Annotated in this window: 17 protein-coding genes; 16 read left to right on the forward strand and 1 reads right to left on the reverse strand. The window is 42.5% G+C overall.

Annotated elements, in window-relative coordinates:
• Positions 1 to 2: 2 nt before the first annotated feature.
• From dxs to QRN39_RS09115, 8 genes are all read left to right on the forward strand, one after another.
• Complete coding sequence (dxs, locus tag QRN39_RS09080; protein WP_137054988.1) at positions 3 to 1,904, forward strand: 1-deoxy-D-xylulose-5-phosphate synthase; 1,902 nt, start codon at positions 3 to 5, stop codon at positions 1,902 to 1,904.
• Positions 1,901 to 2,755: a TlyA family RNA methyltransferase gene (locus QRN39_RS09085; RefSeq protein WP_284906994.1), complete on the forward strand. Its 855-nt coding sequence runs from the start codon at positions 1,901 to 1,903 to the stop codon at positions 2,753 to 2,755. The genes dxs and QRN39_RS09085 overlap by 4 nt, the downstream gene beginning before the upstream one ends.
• A gap of 159 nt (positions 2,756 to 2,914) precedes the next feature.
• Positions 2,915 to 3,364, forward strand: coding sequence for a transcriptional regulator AhrC/ArgR (gene ahrC / locus QRN39_RS09090; RefSeq protein WP_003215836.1), 450 nt, complete (start codon positions 2,915 to 2,917; stop codon positions 3,362 to 3,364).
• A 33-nt stretch (positions 3,365 to 3,397) separates the two neighbouring features.
• Positions 3,398 to 5,134 carry a DNA repair protein RecN gene (recN, locus tag QRN39_RS09095; RefSeq protein ID WP_284906997.1) on the forward strand — a complete coding sequence of 579 codons (1,737 nt, stop codon included), beginning with the start codon at positions 3,398 to 3,400 and terminating at the stop codon, positions 5,132 to 5,134.
• Positions 5,135 to 5,332: 198 nt separating this feature from the next.
• Complete coding sequence (gene spoIVB / locus QRN39_RS09100; protein WP_226803659.1) at positions 5,333 to 6,610, forward strand: SpoIVB peptidase; 1,278 nt, start codon at positions 5,333 to 5,335, stop codon at positions 6,608 to 6,610.
• A gap of 285 nt (positions 6,611 to 6,895) precedes the next feature.
• Positions 6,896 to 7,699 carry a sporulation transcription factor Spo0A gene (gene spo0A, locus QRN39_RS09105; RefSeq protein ID WP_003215740.1) on the forward strand — a complete coding sequence of 268 codons (804 nt, stop codon included), beginning with the start codon at positions 6,896 to 6,898 and terminating at the stop codon, positions 7,697 to 7,699.
• A 456-nt stretch (positions 7,700 to 8,155) separates the two neighbouring features.
• Positions 8,156 to 9,256, forward strand: a complete 1,101-nt coding sequence (locus QRN39_RS09110; RefSeq protein ID WP_003215741.1) for a Rap family tetratricopeptide repeat protein — start codon at positions 8,156 to 8,158, stop codon at positions 9,254 to 9,256.
• A gap of 225 nt (positions 9,257 to 9,481) precedes the next feature.
• The gene (locus tag QRN39_RS09115; protein WP_137054993.1) at positions 9,482 to 10,219 is read left to right on the forward strand and encodes a glycerophosphodiester phosphodiesterase; all 738 of its coding nucleotides are present in this window, start codon (positions 9,482 to 9,484) and stop codon (positions 10,217 to 10,219) included.
• Between the two features lie 34 nt (positions 10,220 to 10,253).
• On the opposite strand, the gene QRN39_RS09120 is transcribed toward QRN39_RS09115, so the two are convergent.
• Positions 10,254 to 10,490 (reverse strand): DUF2627 domain-containing protein, encoded by a 237-nt coding sequence (locus tag QRN39_RS09120; RefSeq protein ID WP_050943781.1) that lies wholly within the window; start codon positions 10,488 to 10,490, stop codon positions 10,254 to 10,256.
• Positions 10,491 to 10,639: 149 nt separating this feature from the next.
• On the opposite strand from QRN39_RS09120, the gene QRN39_RS09125 reads away from it, so the two are divergent.
• The 8 genes from QRN39_RS09125 to QRN39_RS09160 are packed head-to-tail and all read left to right on the forward strand — an operon-like array spanning position 10,640 to position 20,702.
• Positions 10,640 to 12,712 carry a sigma-54 interaction domain-containing protein gene (locus QRN39_RS09125; RefSeq protein WP_003215592.1) on the forward strand — a complete coding sequence of 691 codons (2,073 nt, stop codon included), beginning with the start codon at positions 10,640 to 10,642 and terminating at the stop codon, positions 12,710 to 12,712.
• Between the two features lie 42 nt (positions 12,713 to 12,754).
• Complete coding sequence (gene yqiS, locus QRN39_RS09130) at positions 12,755 to 13,732, forward strand: phosphate butyryltransferase (RefSeq protein ID WP_268493670.1); 978 nt, start codon at positions 12,755 to 12,757, stop codon at positions 13,730 to 13,732.
• 25 nt (positions 13,733 to 13,757) lie between these two features.
• On the forward strand, positions 13,758 to 14,852 hold the full coding sequence (gene bcd, locus QRN39_RS09135) for a branched-chain amino acid dehydrogenase (protein WP_284907003.1): 1,095 nt from the start codon (positions 13,758 to 13,760) through the stop codon (positions 14,850 to 14,852).
• 33 nt (positions 14,853 to 14,885) lie between these two features.
• Positions 14,886 to 16,007, forward strand: a complete 1,122-nt coding sequence (gene buk, locus QRN39_RS09140; protein ID WP_417894899.1) for a butyrate kinase — start codon at positions 14,886 to 14,888, stop codon at positions 16,005 to 16,007.
• Positions 15,997 to 17,421, forward strand: a complete 1,425-nt coding sequence (gene lpdA / locus QRN39_RS09145; RefSeq protein WP_137054994.1) for a dihydrolipoyl dehydrogenase — start codon at positions 15,997 to 15,999, stop codon at positions 17,419 to 17,421. Before buk ends, lpdA begins: the two co-directional genes overlap by 11 nt.
• 17 nt (positions 17,422 to 17,438) lie before the next feature.
• A complete protein-coding gene (locus QRN39_RS09150) occupies positions 17,439 to 18,431 on the forward strand; it encodes a thiamine pyrophosphate-dependent dehydrogenase E1 component subunit alpha (RefSeq protein WP_050943786.1) in 993 nt (330 codons plus the stop codon).
• 12 nt (positions 18,432 to 18,443) lie between these two features.
• Positions 18,444 to 19,427 (forward strand): alpha-ketoacid dehydrogenase subunit beta, encoded by a 984-nt coding sequence (locus QRN39_RS09155; protein WP_003215848.1) that lies wholly within the window; start codon positions 18,444 to 18,446, stop codon positions 19,425 to 19,427.
• A gap of 18 nt (positions 19,428 to 19,445) precedes the next feature.
• Positions 19,446 to 20,702: a dihydrolipoamide acetyltransferase family protein gene (locus QRN39_RS09160; protein WP_003216146.1), complete on the forward strand. Its 1,257-nt coding sequence runs from the start codon at positions 19,446 to 19,448 to the stop codon at positions 20,700 to 20,702.
• The last annotated feature ends 5 nt before the right edge of the window (positions 20,703 to 20,707 follow it).

Raw genomic sequence — 20,707 nt, forward strand, 5'->3', positions numbered from 1 at the left:
AATTGGATCTTTTATCAATAAAAAATCCAACGTTTCTAAAAGGAATGTCAAATGCAGAATTAGAGGAGCTTAGCGCTGACATTCGCATGTTTTTAATTGAGTCCTTAGCTAACTCTGGTGGGCATATCGGTCCGAACCTAGGAGTCGTTGAACTGACTGTTGCGCTCCATAAAGTATTTGACAGCCCAAAAGACAAATTCCTCTGGGATGTTGGACATCAGTCGTACGTTCATAAGCTGTTAACGGGAAGAGGTGCGGAGTTTGATACACTTCGTCAATATAAAGGGCTTTGCGGTTTTCCTAAACGAAATGAAAGCGAGCATGATGTGTGGGAGACGGGTCACAGTTCAACCTCGTTATCTGGCGCGATGGGTATGGCGGCAGCGCGTGATATCAAAGGGACAGATGAATATATCCTGCCGATTATCGGAGACGGTGCACTAACCGGAGGTATGGCGCTAGAAGCTTTGAATCATATCGGTGATGAAAAGAAAGATATGATTGTCATATTAAATGACAATGAAATGAGTATTGCACCAAACGTTGGTGCGATTCACACAATGCTTGGCAGATTACGTACAGCTGGCAAATATCAATGGGTAAAGGACGAGCTTGAATATTTATTCAAGCGCATTCCAGCTGTAGGTGGAAAGCTTGCTGCCACAGCAGAGCGTATCAAAGACAGCCTCAAATATCTACTTGTATCTGGCATGTTCTTTGAGGAAATGGGATTTACCTACTTAGGTCCTGTCGATGGACATTCGTATGAAGATCTTTTTGAAAATCTTGAATATGCAAAGAAAACAAAAGGTCCGGTTCTTCTGCATGTCATCACGAAAAAAGGAAAAGGCTATCAGCCGGCAGAATCCGATAAAATCGGGACTTGGCACGGTACGGGTCCATACAAAATTGATACAGGTGATTTTGTAAAACCGGCAGCAGCAGCTCCGTCTTGGAGTGGTCTCGTTAGTGAAACGGTCAGAAAGCTGGCGCGGGAAGATGAGCGGATTGTTGCGATCACGCCTGCGATGCCTGTTGGTTCAAAGCTTGAAGGCTTTGCGAAGGAATTTCCAGAGCGGATGTTTGATGTAGGAATTGCCGAGCAGCATGCAGCCACAATGGCAGCCGGGCTTGCGACGCAGGACATGAAGCCATTTTTAGCGATTTATTCAACGTTCCTGCAAAGAGCCTATGACCAAGTGCTACACGATATTTGCCGTCAGAACCTTAATGTATTTATTGGCATTGACCGTGCGGGACTTGTCGGTGCAGATGGAGAAACCCATCAAGGTGTGTTTGATATTGCCTTTATGCGTCATATGCCGAATATGGTGCTCATGATGCCAAAAGATGAAAATGAAGGACAGCACATGGTCAATACAGCCATTCAGTATGATGACGGTCCTATTGCTATGCGCTTCCCGCGCGGTAATGGGCTAGGTGTCAAAATGGATGAACAGCTGAAAACCATTCCGATTGGGTCCTGGGAGGTTCTTCGTCCAGGGAAGGATGCTGTGATTTTAACATTTGGTACGACAATTAAAATGGCGCTCCAAGCTGCAGAAGAACTTCAAAAAGAAGGGAAATCGGTTCGTGTTGTCAATGCTCGTTTTATTAAGCCTCTTGATGAAGCGATGTTAAATGACATTCTTTCTGAAGATATTCCAATTTTAACGATTGAAGAAGCTGTGCTCCAAGGCGGATTTGGCAGCAGCGTCTTAGAATATATACACGATAAGAAAGCATCTCATATAAAAGTAGAACGTATGGGCATTCCAGATGAATTTATTGAGCATGGAAGTGTTGATGCCCTGCTTGAAGAAATTGGTTTGACGAAAGCACAGGTTGCTGACACTTTACGTGACCTGCTTCCCGCAGCACCAAGAAAAGGAATTGGATCATGACATCAAAGAAAGAACGACTTGACGTTTTATTAGTCGAACAAGGACTAATGGAAACGAGAGAGAAAGCAAAGCGTGCCATTATGGCAGGGATCGTTTACTCAAATGAAAACCGTTTGGATAAACCAGGAGAGAAAATCGCTCGTGATACACCGCTCACTGTGAAAGGGAACCCTCTGAAATATGTGAGCCGCGGCGGATTAAAGCTGGAAAAAGCGCTAAAAGAATTCGACTTAACCGTTGAAGGGAAATTGCTAATTGATATTGGTTCATCAACAGGTGGATTTACAGATTGTGCGCTTCAAAATGGAGCAGTCAAATCATATGCTGTAGATGTTGGCTACAATCAGCTTGCGTGGAAATTAAGGCAGGATGACAGGGTAATCGTCATGGAGCGCACCAATTTCCGTCATTCCGTCCCAGCAGATTTTACTGAAGGATTGCCAGAAGTAGCGTCAATTGATGTCTCTTTTATTTCACTTAAACTCATCCTTCCGGCTTTAAAGCACATTCTTGTCCCGGGCGGAGACTGTATTGCACTCGTCAAGCCTCAATTTGAAGCAGGCAGAGAGCTTGTTGGGAAAAAAGGCATCGTGCGAGATCCATCGGTCCACCTTGGTGTACTCGAAGAGATGAATGAATTTGCTGCAAAAGAAGGCTATGATGTGAAGGATGTATCATTTTCGCCTATTACTGGCGGAGACGGGAATATTGAGTTCCTTCTCCATTTAGTGCTTCATGCCGATCAAGAAGAGAATGCGGCACTTCAGGTTTCAGAGCTTGAAAAGATCGTCAAGGAAGCCCATTCTGTATTGAAAGAAAAGAAAAACAGTCCTGAGCCGGCTGACACATGAGATTGAAACAAAAGGAATAATAGCTCGCTATTATTCCTTTTTACATGGTCAAAAGATGAGAATTGGCCGTTTCTCACGTAACGCTTGTTTTTTGAACTGTGGTTCATATAACATAGAACGTAAAGACAAACTGAGATCAAACGCCTAGGGGGGTCAAAAATGAATAAAGGTCAAAGGCATATCAAGATTAGAGAAATCATCGCGAGCCAAGAGATTGAAACACAAGATGAACTAGTCGATATTTTAAAATCCGATGGATATAACATTACACAAGCGACCGTTTCAAGAGATATTAAAGAATTGCATTTAGTGAAAGTGCCAACGAACAATGGAACATATAAATACAGCCTTCCAGCGGATCAGCGGTTTAATCCGCTGTCTAAACTAAAGCGATCCTTAATGGATGCATTTATTAAAATGGATGCTGCCAGTCATTTAATCGTCCTCAAAACCATGCCGGGTAATGCACAGGCGATTGGGGCTTTAATGGATAATTTAGATTGGGAAGAAATCATGGGAACCATTTGCGGAGATGACACCATTTTGATCATTTGCCGCACTCCAGATGATACGGAAACAGTTTCAAGCAAAATTTTAGAGCTTCTATAAAGAATCAGGTTTACAAAAAGAGGTGTCAAATGAGTGTTAGCAGAACTAACCATTAAAAACTTTGCAATCATTGAAGAGTTAACAGTTTCATTTGAAAAAGGACTCACAGTCCTAACAGGGGAAACAGGTGCAGGGAAATCCATCATGATTGATGCTGTCTCACTTCTTGTGGGAGGTAGAGGGTCGTCTGAATTTGTTCGTTATGGTGAGAAAAAGGCTGAGCTGGAGGGGCTTTTTCTTGTACCAGCAGCTGACCACCCTGTATTTGCTTTATGCGAAGAGCAGGGAATTGACGCAACGGATGAAATGATGATTCTTCGCCGTGATATTAACAATAACGGGAAAAGCATATGCCGCATCAATGGCAAGCTCGTTACAATCTCACTTTTACGCGAAGTAGGACGCCTTTTGCTCGATATACATGGACAGCACGATAACCAGTTATTGATGGAGGATGAAAATCATCTGCATTTACTCGATCAATTTGGAGCAGAAGAAATTGCACCTGCTCTGTCACAATATCAAGAAGCATATGAGCAATATACAAAGACAGCCCAAAAGCTAAAACAGCTCTCTGAGAATGAGCAGGAAATGGTGCACCGGTTAGATTTACTGCAATTTCAGCTAGAAGAGATTGAAGCGGCACAATTAGAGCCGGGAGAAGATGAGAAGCTTCAAGAAGAGCGCCATCAGATCAGCAACTACGAAAAAATCTTTTCCTCACTCCAAAACGCCTATAATGCCTTGCGCAATGAGCAGGGGGGACTTGATTGGGTTGGCATGTCATCGAGCGAGCTCGAGCAGGTTTCTGAGATCAACGACGATCTGAAAAAGCTATCAGAACAAGTGTCGAACTCTTACTATTTATTAGAGGATTCGACGTTCCAAATGCGAAGCATGCTGGATCAATTAGAGTTCGACCCAGCACGTCTTGATTTAATTGAGTCTAGGCTGAATGAAATGAAGCAGTTAAAACGAAAGTACGGGACAACGGTTGAGGAAATTTTGGAGTATGCGGCGAAGATTGAAGAAGAAATCGATCAAATTCAAAATCGAGACAGTCACCTGCAGACGCTTAAAAACAAACTGGATGCAATGAGCCGTGACGCCCTGCTTGAAGCTCTTAACGTTTCGGAGCTTCGTAAAAAATGGGCCAAAAAGCTAGCGAAGCAAATTCAAACAGAACTAAAGGATTTGTATATGGAAAAATCAACGTTTGATACATCCTTTTCCATTCGGTATGCGCCTTTTAGCAGCACGGATAATCCGCTGCTAGATGGAAAGCCCGTCCAGCTTGGAAAAAACGGAATCGACCAAGCTCAATTTGTGATTTCTACTAATCCTGGCGAACCGATGAAATCTTTATCAAAAGTTGCCTCGGGTGGAGAAATTTCACGTGTTATGCTCGCCGTGAAAAGTATCTTCTCGGCCAAACAAGAAGTCACTTCCATTATTTTCGATGAGGTCGATACGGGCGTAAGCGGCAGAGTTGCACAGGCGATTGCCGAAAAAATTTACAAAGTGGCGGCTGGCTCACAAGTGCTCTGCATTACGCACCTCCCGCAAGTAGCAGCAATGGCTGACACGCACCTCTTCATTTCTAAACGCTCTAAAGCAGGCAGAACACTGACAAGCGTCAAACCATTAAGTCATGAAGAAAAAGTGAGTGAAATTGGCAGGATGATTGCGGGTGTGGAAGTCACTGAACTGACAAAACAGCACGCAAAAGAATTGCTGCATCAAGCAAATGATGTCAAAACAACAGGGTAGCTGAAAAACCAGCTGCCTTTTTTATATTGTGTCAAAATCGCTGTATATACGCACGAAATCGTCTTTTTCTTTTATCAATTTATCCAATCATTTTCTATAGCTGCCGGTTATAAATCAAAGCGAAGAAGGCAAAAGTAAAGATGTAGCCAAAACATGAGTGTTCTGGTGTGGGTAAGGAGCGAGGAGAGTGAAAAATGAATGCCCGAAAAGATGAGAAAAGCCATTGGTGTAATTCTCCTTGTTTCTTTAATAAGTACAGGGTTTATGAGCATAGTGAAGGAATACATCAGCATTCCAACAAATGTTGCTGTATTTGAAAAACAGAAGCACTCAATTGACACATCAATAGAAGCGTCAGCCAATGCTTCTTCACAAGCCTTTAGTCTTTCAGAGAAAAAGAATCAGCTTGAAGTAACAGGACAAAAGGCGGGAAAAGCCGAAATTGTTTATGATTTTAAAGGATTTCCTATTAAGAAAACAAAAGTCGACGTTCTCCCTGAATTAAAAGTCGTTCCTGGAGGACAATCCATTGGCGTCAAGCTCCACTCTGTAGGAGTTCTCGTTGTAGGTTTTCATCAAATCACAACAGCAGACGGCAAAAAATCACCAGGCGAAGCCGCAGGCATTCAATCAGGGGATATGATCATTGAAATCAATGGTCAAAAGATGGAGAAAATGAATGACCTCACCCCCTTTATCCAGAAAGCAGGGAAAACAGGTGAAACGCTTCGTTTACTCTTAAAAAGAGACCATAAAACTTTTCAAACAACATTAACACCCGCAAAAGATGCAAGTGAAGGCACCTATCGAATTGGTCTTTACATTCGAGATTCCGCAGCAGGAATCGGCACGATGACCTTCTTTGAACCATCTTCTAAAAAATATGGTGCCCTAGGGCATGTCATTTCTGACATGGATACAAAAAAACCAATTGTTGTCGACAATGGTGAAATTGTCAGATCAACCGTAACATCGATTGAAAAAGGCACAGGAGGCAATCCTGGAGAAAAATTGGCAAGATTCTCTTCCGAACGAAAAACGATAGGGGATATATCCCGCAACAGCCCATTTGGTATCTTTGGTACGTTAACCGAAAAGCTTGAAAATCATGTATCAGATAAACCGCTTCCAGTCGCTTTATCAAATGAAGTAAAAGAAGGTCCAGCAGAAATTTTAACCGTTGTGGATCATGATAAAGTGGAGAAGTTTAATATTAAAATCGTCAGCACGACTCCGCAGAAATTCCCGGCAACAAAAGGGATGGTATTGAAGGTAACAGATGAGCGTCTTTTAAGTAAAACGGGCGGTATCGTCCAAGGCATGAGCGGAAGCCCTATCATCCAAAACGGAAAAGTCATCGGGGCGGTCACACACGTTTTCGTCAATGACCCGACAAGCGGCTACGGCGTACACATTGAATGGATGTTGTCAGAAGCAGGCATCGATCTTTATCAAAAAAACAAAAAAGCAAGCTGATCATCAAACTGCCGCGAATCTTCCGGCAGTTTTTTTCTCCCCTTTCTTTCTTTGCCATCATGTTATAAAATAAGGAAAAAGAGATTTTTCGACAAAATGGAAAATGGTATGTTGTCAAATTGCAATAATCGTCGATTCGTTAAGAAAAACGTAGAAAAAGCTAGATAATGCTCTATTATTCGGAAAATTAAAGTTTTTTAAAGGGGATAGCATGCTTTTGTCGAATTGAACACTCAGAAGAGAAATGCAAAAGACTAAAGGAATCGACATTGGGGAGGAAAGAACGTGGAGAAAATTAAAGTGTGTGTAGCTGATGACAATCGAGAGCTTGTTGGCCTTTTGACAGAGTATATTGAGGGACAGGAAGATATGGAAGTACTTGGTGTGGCGTATAATGGTCAGGAATGTCTAACATTATTTAAAGATAAAGAGCCCGACGTTCTCCTCTTAGATATTATCATGCCTCATTTAGACGGTCTTGCTGTACTGGAACGCCTCCGTGAAAACAATGACATGACCAAACAGCCAAGTGTGATTATGCTAACGGCGTTTGGACAAGAAGATGTCACGAAAAAAGCAGTTGATCTAGGCGCATCTTATTTCATCTTAAAGCCATTTGATATGGAAAACCTAGTCGGTCATATTCGTCAAGTCAGTGGAAACGGCACACAAGTCACCCATCGATCTTCATCTATCCAAAACAGTGTCCTTCGAAACAAACCTGAACCGAAACGCAGAAACTTAGATGCGAGCATTACAACGATTATTCATGAGATTGGCGTCCCGGCTCATATTAAAGGTTACTTATACTTAAGAGAAGCCATTTCGATGGTGTACAATGACATCGAGCTTCTCGGAAGCATCACAAAAGTGTTGTATCCAGACATCGCGAAGAAATTTAACACGACCGCGAGCAGAGTAGAACGAGCGATTCGTCATGCGATTGAAGTGGCTTGGAGCAGAGGAAACATTGATTCCATTTCCTCACTCTTTGGTTATACAGTCAGCATGTCTAAAGCAAAACCAACCAATTCTGAATTTATCGCAATGGTGGCTGATCGTCTGCGCTTAGAGCATAGAGCAAGCTAGTTCATTTTCATAAAAAAACGTTTCTTCAAAGAGACGTTTTTTTATTTTGAAAAATATTGTCAAAAATTGGTTGTATTGATACAATCATCTTATTGTCTCATTTAAACAACTCAGCTTGATTTATTTTCAGAATAAAATGAACAATAAAGCATGAAAGAAATGGGTATGACATAAATTAGTGGTAATCAGCTACGCCAATCAATTGTTTGGTCTTCAAAATAGAAGAAGGAAACGCTCATTCTTAAGAAAAAGGATGAGAGGAAAAGGTCTGATGGATTTGGTAAATAAAGCAAATGAGATCGAAAGTTCTATTTCTATTGACCTGATTGGTTGGCGTTTTAAAGTCACTGGCTTCTTAGAGATTGTGCCATTTGAACTGAATATTCCCATTGTCGAATTTAATAATTTTCACATTCTTTTACTATGCTATAATAATGAAAAGAAGAGGGTGAGGTTATGGGAAAGCTGAAAATCCACTCTGCTGAGGTAGCGAACGAAATTAGCAAGTGGACGAGGGTCATTTCTCAAAATGACCTAGAAAAATCTGCTATCTATAAAGAGAAAATTCAGAATTTGCTAAAAAATACAGATGAAGACCGCGAAGTTCTCCTGTATTATCAGCTTGTGAATGGCCGACATGAAATGTTACTTGGAAATATTGAAAAAGCCAATCACATTATGAAGAGTGTCGGAACGCTCGATGAGAAAGCAGATGACATTATTAATTTTTATTTTTACTTTTACAAAGGCCAATATGCTGCATATGTGAAAAAGTATGATGAAGCCATCAGCTTTTACAAAATTGCAGAACAGCGTCTAAAGCGTGTGAATGAGGACCTTGAAGTAGGGACTTTTCATCATAAGGTTGCTTCAATCTATTACGAACTGAAACAAAATTTCATATCCATTAATCATATTAAAAAAGCCATCGATACGTTCAAAGCGCATGAAGAATATACAGCGCAGGCGATTGACAGCTTGATTTTACATGCAAGTAATTGTATCGATTTGATCCAATTTGACGAAGCGGAGGAAAAATACCAAGAAGCACTTGAGAAAAGTAAACGCATTAACAATGAAGTGCTGATTGGGAAATGCTATCACAATTTAGCCGTTCTTTATTATGCGAAGCATGATTACGAAAAAAGCGCACAATATGCCAAAAAAGGGATGGGCATTCAAATGCACCGTGACAATAGCCATTATTACATCCAATCTTTATATGTTCTGGCAAATGCCTTGGTTCATCTAGGAGATCAAGTGGCGAAAGAATATATTAAAGAGGGCATTCAGTATAGCTGCGATATCCAAAATAATGAATATATAGTAAAATTTGAAATTTTAGATTTAATGTGCGAAAATAGTGGAGCAGCAGACGTATTCTCTGAAAAATTAGACTACATAGAAAAAAATAGATTATATGTGGAGCTTGAGGATTTGTCTGAACAAATATCGAAATACTTCAAGGAACGAAATGATTATCAAAACGCCATTCGTTTTCTTGAAAAGAAATTCGATGCACAAATACTTCAAAAGAAAGTGGAGGTTATCTTATGAAAAAGTTGTTGTTAGGTTTAACCGTCGTTACAGCAGTCGCAGTTGTTTCTTCCCTTTTTGCTCTTGACGCAGAGACGACAGAGCAAGCCATCAGAGCGATTACGTGATCGAATTTATACAGAACCTCTTCGTACGAATCAGAAGAGGTTTTTTTATGTGCTTAAACTGGAAAAACGAAAAGAGACACGTCATAATGAAAGGAAGCATCATACTTAGAGGTGACCTATGACGAAAATTTTTGCACACAGAGGTTTTAAAGGAATCTACCCTGAAAATACCATGATAGCCTTTGAGCATGCACTCCATTCTGGAGCTGACGGAATTGAGCTGGATGTTCAGCTGACGAAAGATGGCAGGCTTGCTGTCATTCACGATGAGAAGCTGAATAGAACAACGAATATGAAAGGCTTAGTGAAAGACTATACATATGAAGAGTTAAAAGCAGGAGATGCGAGTCATTCTTTTTATGAAGAAACCGGTGCTGTATCCATTCCTCTTTTGGAGGAAGTATTGGAGCTCGTGACGCAGCAATCATCACTCATCATCAATATTGAACTGAAAAACTCCATTTATCGATATCCAGGTATTGAAGAGAAGGTAAAGGAGCAAATTGAACACTTTCAAATAGAAGATCGTGTACTTGTCTCATCGTTTCATCATGGGAGTTTAGCTCTTTTTCACAAGCTGATGCCGCATGTTGAGCTTGCTGTTCTCACAATGGATGTCATTCATCAGCCAGAGATGTACATAAAAACAGTACCTGCAAGAGGTTATCACCCGAATATAAAGGGCGCAGGGGTAACAAAAGAAGTCGTATCGGCTCTCCATGCCGCCCAGCAAGTGATCAGACCATTTACAGTAAACAGTGAAAAGCAAATGAAAAGCATGTTTTCCTTAGGTGTCGACGGAATTTTCACTGATTTTCCTGATAGAGCCGTCAAAATAAGAGAAGAAATGAAATAAAGACCTGCGATCAACAGCGGGTCTTTTTTCATGTTTATCTCTGTTTAAAGCGGGTGGTCACTTTATTTCGTTTGCGGTCTCTATATAAAATAAAGCCAGCGACTACGTAAAGACCTCCTCCTAAAAAAAACAACCCTGCAATTCCTTGCAGCCATAAAAATGGAAATGGTGCAATGATGATACCGAAAACAGTGTCACGCAAAAGCTTAATTCCAAGTGCAGCAAGCGCCCCAGGTATTAAAATAATCACTAATGCAAGTATTCTCCCCATCAAATGTCCCCTTAAACGTCATTTACTTCCATTGTCTAATTCAAAAAATATTTTGTCAAGAAAGGAAAACGTGGTAATATAAGAGTTGTGCAATTTTTTGCAACGGAAAAATATGGTGTGCAAATTTTTTCATATAAAGGGGTAACGGGATGCAGAGAGTCTTGATTGTCGGTGCTGGACAGGGTGGATCAGCTTTGCTTGAAACATTGCTGAAAACAAATATGATTCAAATCGTTGCAATCGCCGACCTTGATCTTGAGGCACCGGGGATGGTAGAAGCGAAAAAGAATGGAATTGATACGACAACGGATTGGAAAGAATACATAAAAGATGACATTGATATCATCATTGAAACAACGGGCAGTTCAGCTGTGCTGAAAGAACTGATGGAAGAAAAAACAGAGCAGTCTGTCATTGTTCCAAGTTCGATGGCATACGTCATATCAGAATTAATGTCAGAAAAGCATCAGCTTATACAAATATTAAAGGAACAAACCTATAAACATGACCGCATTTTTAATGCAACGAACGATGGCATGATTTTTATTAATATGGATGAAGAAGTCGTTCTGTTTAATCGATCGGCTGCCAAAATGGTTGGACGATCGCAAAAAGATGCGATTGGCCGGCACATACGTGAAGTGATCCCGAATACAAAACTCCCCGATATTTTAAGATCGAGGGAGCCAGAATTTCATCAAAAACAATTTCTGAATCAGCAAATACAAATTGTCACAACGCGTTTGCCGATTATTGATGACGCAGGAAGAATGCTAGGCGCTCTATCCATTTTTAAAGATATTACAGATGCAGTGGAGCTTGCGGAAGAAGTCACAAACCTGAAAGAAGTGCGCACAATGCTTGAGGCCATCATTCAATCATCAGATGAAGCGATATCCGTCGTAGATGAGCAGGGGAAAGGAATTTTAATCAACCGAGCTTACACGAAAATGACGGGGTTAACAGACAAAGAGGTTGTGGGCAAACCAGCAGGTGCGGATATTTCTGAAGGGGAAAGCATGCATTTGAAGGTGCTTGAAACAAGAAGGCCGGTTCGAGGCGTCAGAATGAAAGTCGGACCTAATAAGAAGGATGTGATCGTCAACGTAGCGCCAGTGATCGTTGATGGTATTTTAAAAGGCAGCGTCGGCGTCATTCATGACGTATCAGAAATTCAATCACTCACGAATGAATTAAATAAAGCAAGACAGCTCATCCGGACACTTGAAGCAAAGTACACTTTTGAAGACATTATTGGAGAAAGTGAGCAAATGCTTGTGGCGCTTGAGCAGGCAAAGCTAGGGGCTAAAACCCCAGCCACCATTTTACTCAGGGGAGAATCAGGTACTGGGAAAGAGCTATTTGCACACGCTATACACAATGAAAGTGACCGGAAATATAATCGCTTTGTAAGAGTTAACTGTGCTGCCTTATCAGAAACTCTTTTAGAGTCAGAGCTTTTTGGCTATGAGGAAGGCGCATTTTCTGGTGCGAGGCGCGGCGGGAAGAAAGGGTTGTTTGAAGAAGCGAATCACGGCAGCATCTTTTTAGATGAAATTGGTGAAATGACGCCAAGTACACAAGCGAAATTATTACGCGTGATGCAGGAGAAAGAAATTGTTAGAGTAGGCGGAACAAAAGCGATACCAGTTGATGTGCGTGTGATTACCGCAACAAATGTCAATATTGAAAAAGCGATGGCAGAAGGGAAGTTCAGAGAGGACTTATATTATCGGATGAACAGATATCCGATTTCGATTCCGCCACTAAGGCAGCGACTTGAAGATATTGACTCCTTAAGTAAACGCCTTATTCAGAAAATCAATTTAGACTATGGTCGAAATGTGAGCGGCTTAACGGAAGGGGCGCTCGATAGACTTCGATCCTACAGCTGGCCTGGGAACGTAAGAGAACTGGAAAATGTCCTTGGACGAGCCATGATCTTTTTGAATCCGCAAGAAGAATGGATCGATGAAGATCATATTTCCTTCATGGAATCAGAAGAGCAGGAAGAAAAAGAGCAGCAGGAACTGGCTGTCAGTCAATTTGAGGGAGAGACCCTTTCGGATGCTGTTGAAGCGTTTGAAGCGCAGCTCATTAAACAAACCCTTGAAAAGCATCAATTCAACCGCACGAAAACAGCGAAAACGTTAGGGATTAGCATTCGGAATCTTTACTATAAAATGGATAAATATCAACTTGCAAAAGATAGCATGCAATAAAATGCACGTTACCTGCAAAAAGCTGCATGTATTTCATGCGAAATGCCTTATTTCGCTGCGTTTCAAGCTGGCATAGAACTTGCATATAAAAACCATGAACCCGAGCATAAGGAAAGGTGGGCATATATGAAGCTTGACGATCTGATTATGAAAGCCGCCCAGTTGCAGAATAAAACTGCTGCTGTGGCTCATGCAGAAGACGAAGAAGTGCTTCATGCCATCAAGATGGCAATTGAACGAAAGGTCGCTCGCTTCCTGCTGGTTGGGAACAAGCGCAACCTGAAGGAGCTGGTGAAACAGCATGAGATCAATGAAGACTGGATAGATATTATTCATTCGGATTCTCCTGAAGAATCAGCCAAAATTGCCGTGCAGGCAGTGAGTGAGAAGCATGCAGATATATTGATGAAGGGGCATGTCACGACAGCCGTTCTATTAAAAGCGGTGCTGAATAAAGAGTACGGGCTGCGGACGGCGAGTGTACTATCACATGTCGCGGCATTCGAAGTGCCGGGCTTTGATCGGTTTATTTATGTCACAGATTCTGGGATGAACATCGCGCCCGATTTAAACATGTTCAAAGAGATTACGATCAATGCTGTTCAAGTAGCGCAAGCTGTTGGAAATGACATGCCAAAGGTGGCCGTGTTATCTGCGGTAGAGGTCGTGAACCCGGCAATGGATTCCACTTTGACAGCGGCAAGCCTGGCGCAAATGAATAGGCGAGGTCAAATTTCTGGCTGCCTCATTGACGGGCCTCTGGCATTAGACAATGCCATTTCTCAAACAGCAGCTTCTCATAAAAATATTACGAGTGATGTCGCCGGTCATGCAGATATTTTGCTTGTGCCAACGATTGAAGCAGGGAACATTCTTTATAAATCTCTCATCTACTTTGCACATGCAAAGGTGGGAGCTGTGGTGGCAGGAGCGAAGGCACCGATTGCTTTAACAAGCCGGTCGGATACAGCCGAAAGTAAGCTTTATTCAATTGCACTTGCCATCTGTACATCAAATTAAGCGAAAGTTATAGGAGGAATAAACAATGGAACTTTTTAAATATATGGAACGATACGATTATGAGCAGCTTGTATTTTGTCAGGATGAACAATCTGGCTTAAAAGCGATTATTGCCATTCATGATACAACACTTGGCCCAGCACTAGGCGGGACAAGAATGTGGACGTATGAAAACGAAGAAGCAGCAATCGAAGATGCACTTCGTCTAGCAAGAGGCATGACTTATAAAAACGCAGCAGCAGGCCTGAATCTTGGCGGCGGGAAAACAGTCATCATCGGTGACCCGAGAAAAGATAAAAATGAAGAAATGTTCCGTGCGTTTGGACGCTACATACAAGGATTAAATGGCCGCTATATCACAGCGGAGGATGTCGGTACAACGGTAGAAGACATGGATCTGATTCATGAAGAAACAGACTTTGTGACAGGTATTTCTCCTGCATTTGGTTCATCCGGAAACCCGTCTCCTGTTACGGCTTACGGTGTATATAAAGGGATGAAAGCTGCTGCCAAAGCTGCATTTGAAACCGACTCACTAGAAGGAAAAACGATTGCAGTCCAAGGTGTTGGGAATGTCGCCTACAATTTGTGTAAACATCTGCACGAAGAAGGCGCACAGCTAATTGTCACAGATATCAACAAAGACTCTGTAAAACGAGCTGTAGAAGACTTTGGCGCAAAAGCTGTAGACCCTGACGATATTTATGATCAAGCATGTGATATTTATGCCCCTTGTGCACTTGGTGCAACGATTAATGATGTAACGATTCCTAAGTTGAAAGCAAAGGTTATCGCAGGTGCAGCGAATAACCAGCTGAGAGAAACGCATCACGGCGATCTGATTCATGAAATGGGTATTGTGTATGCACCTGATTATGTGATCAATGCAGGCGGTGTGATTAACGTTGCTGATGAGCTTTATGGCTATAATGCAGATCGTGCGATGAAAAAGGTAGAAGGTATTTACCAAAATATTGAACGCGTGATTGAAATTTCAAACCGTGATGCCATTCCAACTTATAAAGCGGCAGACCGATTGGCGGAGGAGCGAATTGAAAGAATGCGCAAATCAAGAAGTCAATTCCTGCAAAATGGCCAACATATTTTAAGTCGTCGCTAATTTGAAGAATGAGTTGAAACGGAGGTTTTGTTTTTGCTGACAAAAGAATGGCGTATTCTCACAATTAATCCTGGCTCTACTTCAACAAAAATTGGTGTGTTTCACAATGAACGATCTATTTTTGAAACGACACTCAGACATACAGATGAGGAATTAAAGCAATTCACTCATATCATTGATCAGTTTTCATTTCGTCAAGAAACAATCCTGAAGACGCTGCATGAACAAGGAATGAACATCTCAAAGTTTGATGCAGTTTGTGCGCGCGGCGGTCTTCTTCGTCCGATTGAAGGTGGCACATATGAAGTCAATGAGCAAATGGTGCAAGACTTGAAAGAAGGATATGCTGGCCAGCATGCATCAAATCTGGGCGGTATCATTGCACGAGAAATTGCACTTGGTTTGAACATCCCAGCTTTTATTGTCGATCCAGTTGTAGTGGATGAGCTAAAGCCAATTGCTCGTATTTCAGGGCTGCCAACGATTGAAAGAAAAAGCATCTTCCATGCATTAAATCAAAAAGCAGTCGCAAGAAAAACAGCTGCATCCTTTGGGAAGCGCTATGAAGATTTGAACATGATTATTACACATATGGGCGGCGGCATCACCATTGGTGTCCATGAAAAAGGTAAAGTCATTGATGTCAATAACGGACTGCATGGCGAAGGACCTTTTAGCCCAGAGCGAGCGGGGACCCTGCCAACAGGTGACCTCGTCAATCTTTGCTTTTCTGGTCAGTACAGCCAAGAGGAAATGCTGAAACGCATTATTGGTGAAGGTGGTCTTGCGGGCTACCTTGGTACGACAGATGCTGTGAAAGTTGAGCGCATGATTGAAGCAGGCGATGAACGGGCGGCGCTGATTTATGAAGCGATGTGCTATCAAATTGCCAAGGAAATCGGTGCGGCTAGTGCTGTCTTAAAAGGCGCAGTTGACGTCATTGTGTTAACAGGCGGACTTGCGTACAGCAAACAAATTACATCAAGTATTAGAGGTCACATTGACTGGATTTCAGATGTTGTCGTGTATCCAGGCGAAAATGAACTGCAATCCTTAGCAGAAGGTGCACTTCGTATTTTAAAAGAAGAAGAATCTCCGAAAGAATACCCAAATGATCAACGGATGAAGAAAGGAGTGACTAGTCATGGCAACTGAATATGACCTCGTCATTCTTGGTGGGGGCACAGGCGGCTATGTAGCGGCCATTCGTGCCTCACAGCTTGGATTGAAAACAGCAGTTGTAGAAAAAGAAAAGCTTGGCGGAACATGTCTGCATAAAGGATGCATTCCGTCTAAAGCGCTGCTTAGAAGTGCTGAAGTCTATCAAACCGTCCAACGTGCTGCTGATTTTGGCGTTGAGGCAAATGGCATCGCCTTGCAGTTTGCCAATGTACAGAAAAGAAAAGCAGAGATTGTAGAGAAACTAGCAGGCGGCGTCAAACATTTAATGAAACAAGGGAAAATTGATGTTTATGAAGGGATCGGCCGTATTCTTGGCCCATCTATCTTTTCGCCAATGCCAGGAACCATCTCCGTAGAAATGGCAAATGGAGATGAAAATGAAATGCTTATTCCAAAGCAGGTCATCATTGCGACAGGTTCAAGACCGCGTGTGCTGCCTGGACTTGAAGCAGATGGGACGCATATTCTTACATCAGATGATGCACTTGAACTGCCAGAGCTTCCGCAGTCGATGCTCATTGTCGGCGGCGGGGTGATCGGAATCGAGTGGGCTTCCATGCTCAATGATTTCGGTGTGAAAGTGACTGTGATTGAATTTGCAGACCGCATATTGCCAACAGAGGATCATGACATTTCTAAAGAAATGGAAAAGCTTTTATCTAAAAAAGGCATCACCTTTGTGACAAATGCGAAAGTACTGCCAGATACCGTTAAAAAGCTGGAGAATCTCGTGACGATTCAAGCAGAAAAGGATGGAGACATTCAGACGTTTGAAGCGGAAAAACTTCTTCTATCAGTCGGCAGAGTACCAAATATTGAAGGCATTGGTCTTGAAAACACGGAGATCCAAACAGAAAAACAAGGCATTGTCGTGAATGAACATTATCAAACGAAAGAATCGCATATTTATGCAATAGGAGATGTCATTGGTGGGCTTCAGCTGGCACATGTGGCTTCACACGAAGGCATGATTGCTGTGGAGCATATGGCTGGTCAAGATCCAAAGCCGCTCGATGAAACACTCGTTTCTAAATGTGTTTACTCTCACCCGGAAACCGCGAGTGTTGGACTCACTGAACAGGCGGCAAAAGAGCAAGGCTTCGAGGTCAAAATGGGGAAATTCCCATTTATGGCGATCGGAAAAGCACTTGTGTACGGGGAGTCAGATGGATTCGTCAAAATCATTGCTGATCAAAAGACAGATGATATTTTAGGGATTCATATGATTGGTCCTCATGTCACAGATATGATATCTGAAGCTGGATTAGCCAAAGTACTTGATGCAACGCCGTGGGAAGTCGGGCAAACAATTCACCCGCACCCAACCTTATCAGAGGCGATTGGCGAGGCTGCCCTTGCTGTTGACGGGAAAGCGATCCATTTTTAATCAAGGAGGGAAATAAGATGAGTAACATGCGTCATCATGAATTAGGATTATCTGATGAACAAGCAATTGATATATATAGAACAATGCTTCTAGCAAGAAAAATTGATGAACGGATGTGGCTTTTAAACCGTTCAGGTAAAATTCCATTCGTCATTTCTTGTCAAGGGCAGGAAGCGCAGCAAGTCGGTGCTGCTTTCGCTCTCAATAGAGAAGAGGATTACGTCTTACCTTACTACCGTGATATGGGGGTTGTCCTCGCATTTGGAATGACAGCAAAAGATTTAATGATGTCAGGTTTCGCAAAACAAGACGATCCAAACTCAGGCGGAAGACAGATGCCAGGGCATTTTGGACAGAAATCAAATCGAATTGTGACAGGATCTTCACCTGTTACAACGCAGGTTCCTCATGCAGTGGGGATTGCACTTGCTGGACGACTAGATCAGAAAAACTTTGTCAGCTTTGTCACGTTCGGTGAGGGCTCTTCAAACCAAGGTGATTTCCACGAAGGCGCTAACTTTGCTGCTGTGCATAAGCTGCCTGTTATTTTCATGTGTGAAAACAATAAGTACGCGATTTCCGTGCCGTATGACAAACAAGTAGCATGTGAACGCATTTCAGATCGTGCGATTGGGTACGGAATGCCTGGTGTAACCGTTGATGGCAATGATCCGCTTGAAGTATATGCCGCTGTCAAAGAAGCGAGAGACCGTGCAGCAAGAGGCGAAGGACCAACGTTGATTGAAACGATCTCTTACCGTCTAACTGCGCATTCAAGTGATGACGATGATTCAAGCTATCGAGAAAAAGAAGAAGTGCTCGAAGCGAGAAAGAAAGATCCGCTCATCCAATATGAAACGTATTTAACCGAAGGAAACGTCATGACTTCAGAAATGAAAGAAGAGATGACAAAAGAAATCATGCAAATCGTAAACGAAGCTACTGATGAAGCGGAAAACGCTGCTTATGCTGATGCTGAAAGCGCACTTCGTTACGTGTATGCGGAGTAAGGGGGAAGAAAAATGCCTGTTATGTCATATATAGACGCCATTACACTGGCGATGAAAGAAGAAATGGAGCGAGATCCGAAAGTGTTTGTGCTCGGAGAGGATGTCGGGAAAAAGGGCGGCGTATTTAAAGCGACAGCGGGTCTCTATGAGCAATTCGGAGAAGCGCGCGTCATGGATACACCTCTTGCAGAATCAGCTATTGCTGGTGTAGGGATTGGAGCAGCGATGTATGGAATGCGCCCAATTGCTGAGATGCAATTTGCGGATTTTATCATGCCTGCTATTAACCAAATCATTTCAGAGGCTGCGAAAATTAGATACCGCTCAAATAACGATTGGAGCTGTCCAATGGTCATCCGCGCACCTTATGGGGGCGGAGTTCACGGGGCGCTTTATCATTCACAATCAGTTGAAGCGATTTTTGCCAACCAGCCTGGTTTGAAGATTGTCATGCCTTCTACGCCTTATGATGTAAAAGGTCTTTTAAAAGCTGCGGTGCGTGATCCAGATCCTGTATTGTTCTTTGAACACAAACGTGCCTACCGTCTCATTAAAGGAGAAGTACCTGAAGAGGATTACACACTCCCTATTGGAAAAGCAGATGTGAAACGTGAAGGCGATGATATCACGGTCATTACATATGGCCTCTGCGTCCATTTTGCGTTGCAAGCAGCAGACCGCCTTGCAAAAGATGGCATTTCTGCGCATATTCTCGATTTGAGAACAGTGTACCCGCTTGATCAGGAAGCCATTATTGAAGCGGCATCAAAAACAGGCAAAGTGCTTCTTTTAACGGAAGATACAAAAGAGGGCAGCATCATGAGTGAGGTAGCGGCGATCATATCAGAGCATTGCTTATTTGATTTAGACGCACCAATCAAACGTCTAGCCGGACCAGAAATCCCGGCAATGCCTTATGCACCGACGATGGAAAAATTCTTCATGGTCAACCCAGATAAGGTTGAAGCTGAAATGAGAGAGCTAGCGGCGTTTTAAGAAAGAGGAGGGTTTCAAGTGGCAATTGAACAAATGAAAATGCCTCAGTTAGGTGAAAGTGTAACAGAAGGAACCATCAGCAAATGGCTCGTTTCACCTGGCGATCATGTGAATAAATACGATCCTATTGCGGAAGTTATGACGGATAAAGTGAACGCAGAAGTCCCGTCATCTTTTACAGGAACGATTACAAAGCTATCGGCTGAAGAAGGCGATACACTGCAAGTAGGAGAAGTGTTCTGTGAAATTGAAGTAGAAGGTAGCTCACAGCAGAGTGCGAAAGAAGAAGCGGCACCTGAGCAAAGTGAAGCACCTGAAGCAGATCAAACAAAAGAGAATCAAAGTCAAAAGAAACGCTACTCTCCAGCAGTCCTTCGGTTAGCAGATGAGCACAGCATTGATTTAGCGGCAGTGCAAGGAACGGGAGCAGGCGGACGAATCACAAGAAAAGATTTACTTCAGCTCATTGAAAACGGCGGCATGCAAGAGAAGACAGCACCTGGCAATGAACAGGCGGTCAAGCCAGAGCCTGTGCAGCCATCAAAACCAAAAGCGGCGCCTTCCATCTCTACAATGCCTGGTGATGTTGAAGTGCCAGTCACGCCAATCAGACAGGCGATTGCGGCAAATATGCTGAGAAGCAAACATGAAATTCCGCATGCATGGACGATGATGGAAGTTGATGTGACAAACCTTGTGACTAGAAGAAATCAGCTCAAGGACCAATTTAAAGCAAAAGAAGGCTTTAATTTGACGTTCTTTGCGTTCTTTGTCAAAGCAGTGGCTCAGGGCTTAAAGGAATTCCCAGAAATGAACAGCATGTGGGCTGGAGATAAAATTGTGCAAAAGAAAGCGATCAATGTCTCGATTGCTGTTGCGACTGATGACGCTCTTTTTGTTCCAGTGATTAAGGATGCAGATGAAAAAACGATTAAAGGCATCGCCAAGGAAATTCATGAGCTTGCTTCCAAGGTGAGACAAGGTACGCTGAAGCAAAGTGACATGGAAGGCGGCACCTTCACTGTAAACAACACGGGATCATTTGGTTCTGTACAATCTATGGGAATCATCAATTATCCGCAAGCGGCGATTTTACAAGTAGAATCGATCGTGAAGCGTCCAATGATTGTAAATGGTATGATTGCAGCAAGAGACATGGTCAACCTTTGTCTCTCATTAGATCACAGAGTTCTTGATGGTCTTGTATGCGGCAGATTCCTTCAACGGATTAAACAAATCCTTGAAGGCATTGATGAGCAAACATCTGTTTACTAAAACAA

This window comes from Bacillus sp. lyk4-R2A-2, assembly GCF_030209735.1.
Lineage (GTDB): Bacteria > Bacillota > Bacilli > Bacillales > Bacillaceae > Bacillus > Bacillus pumilus.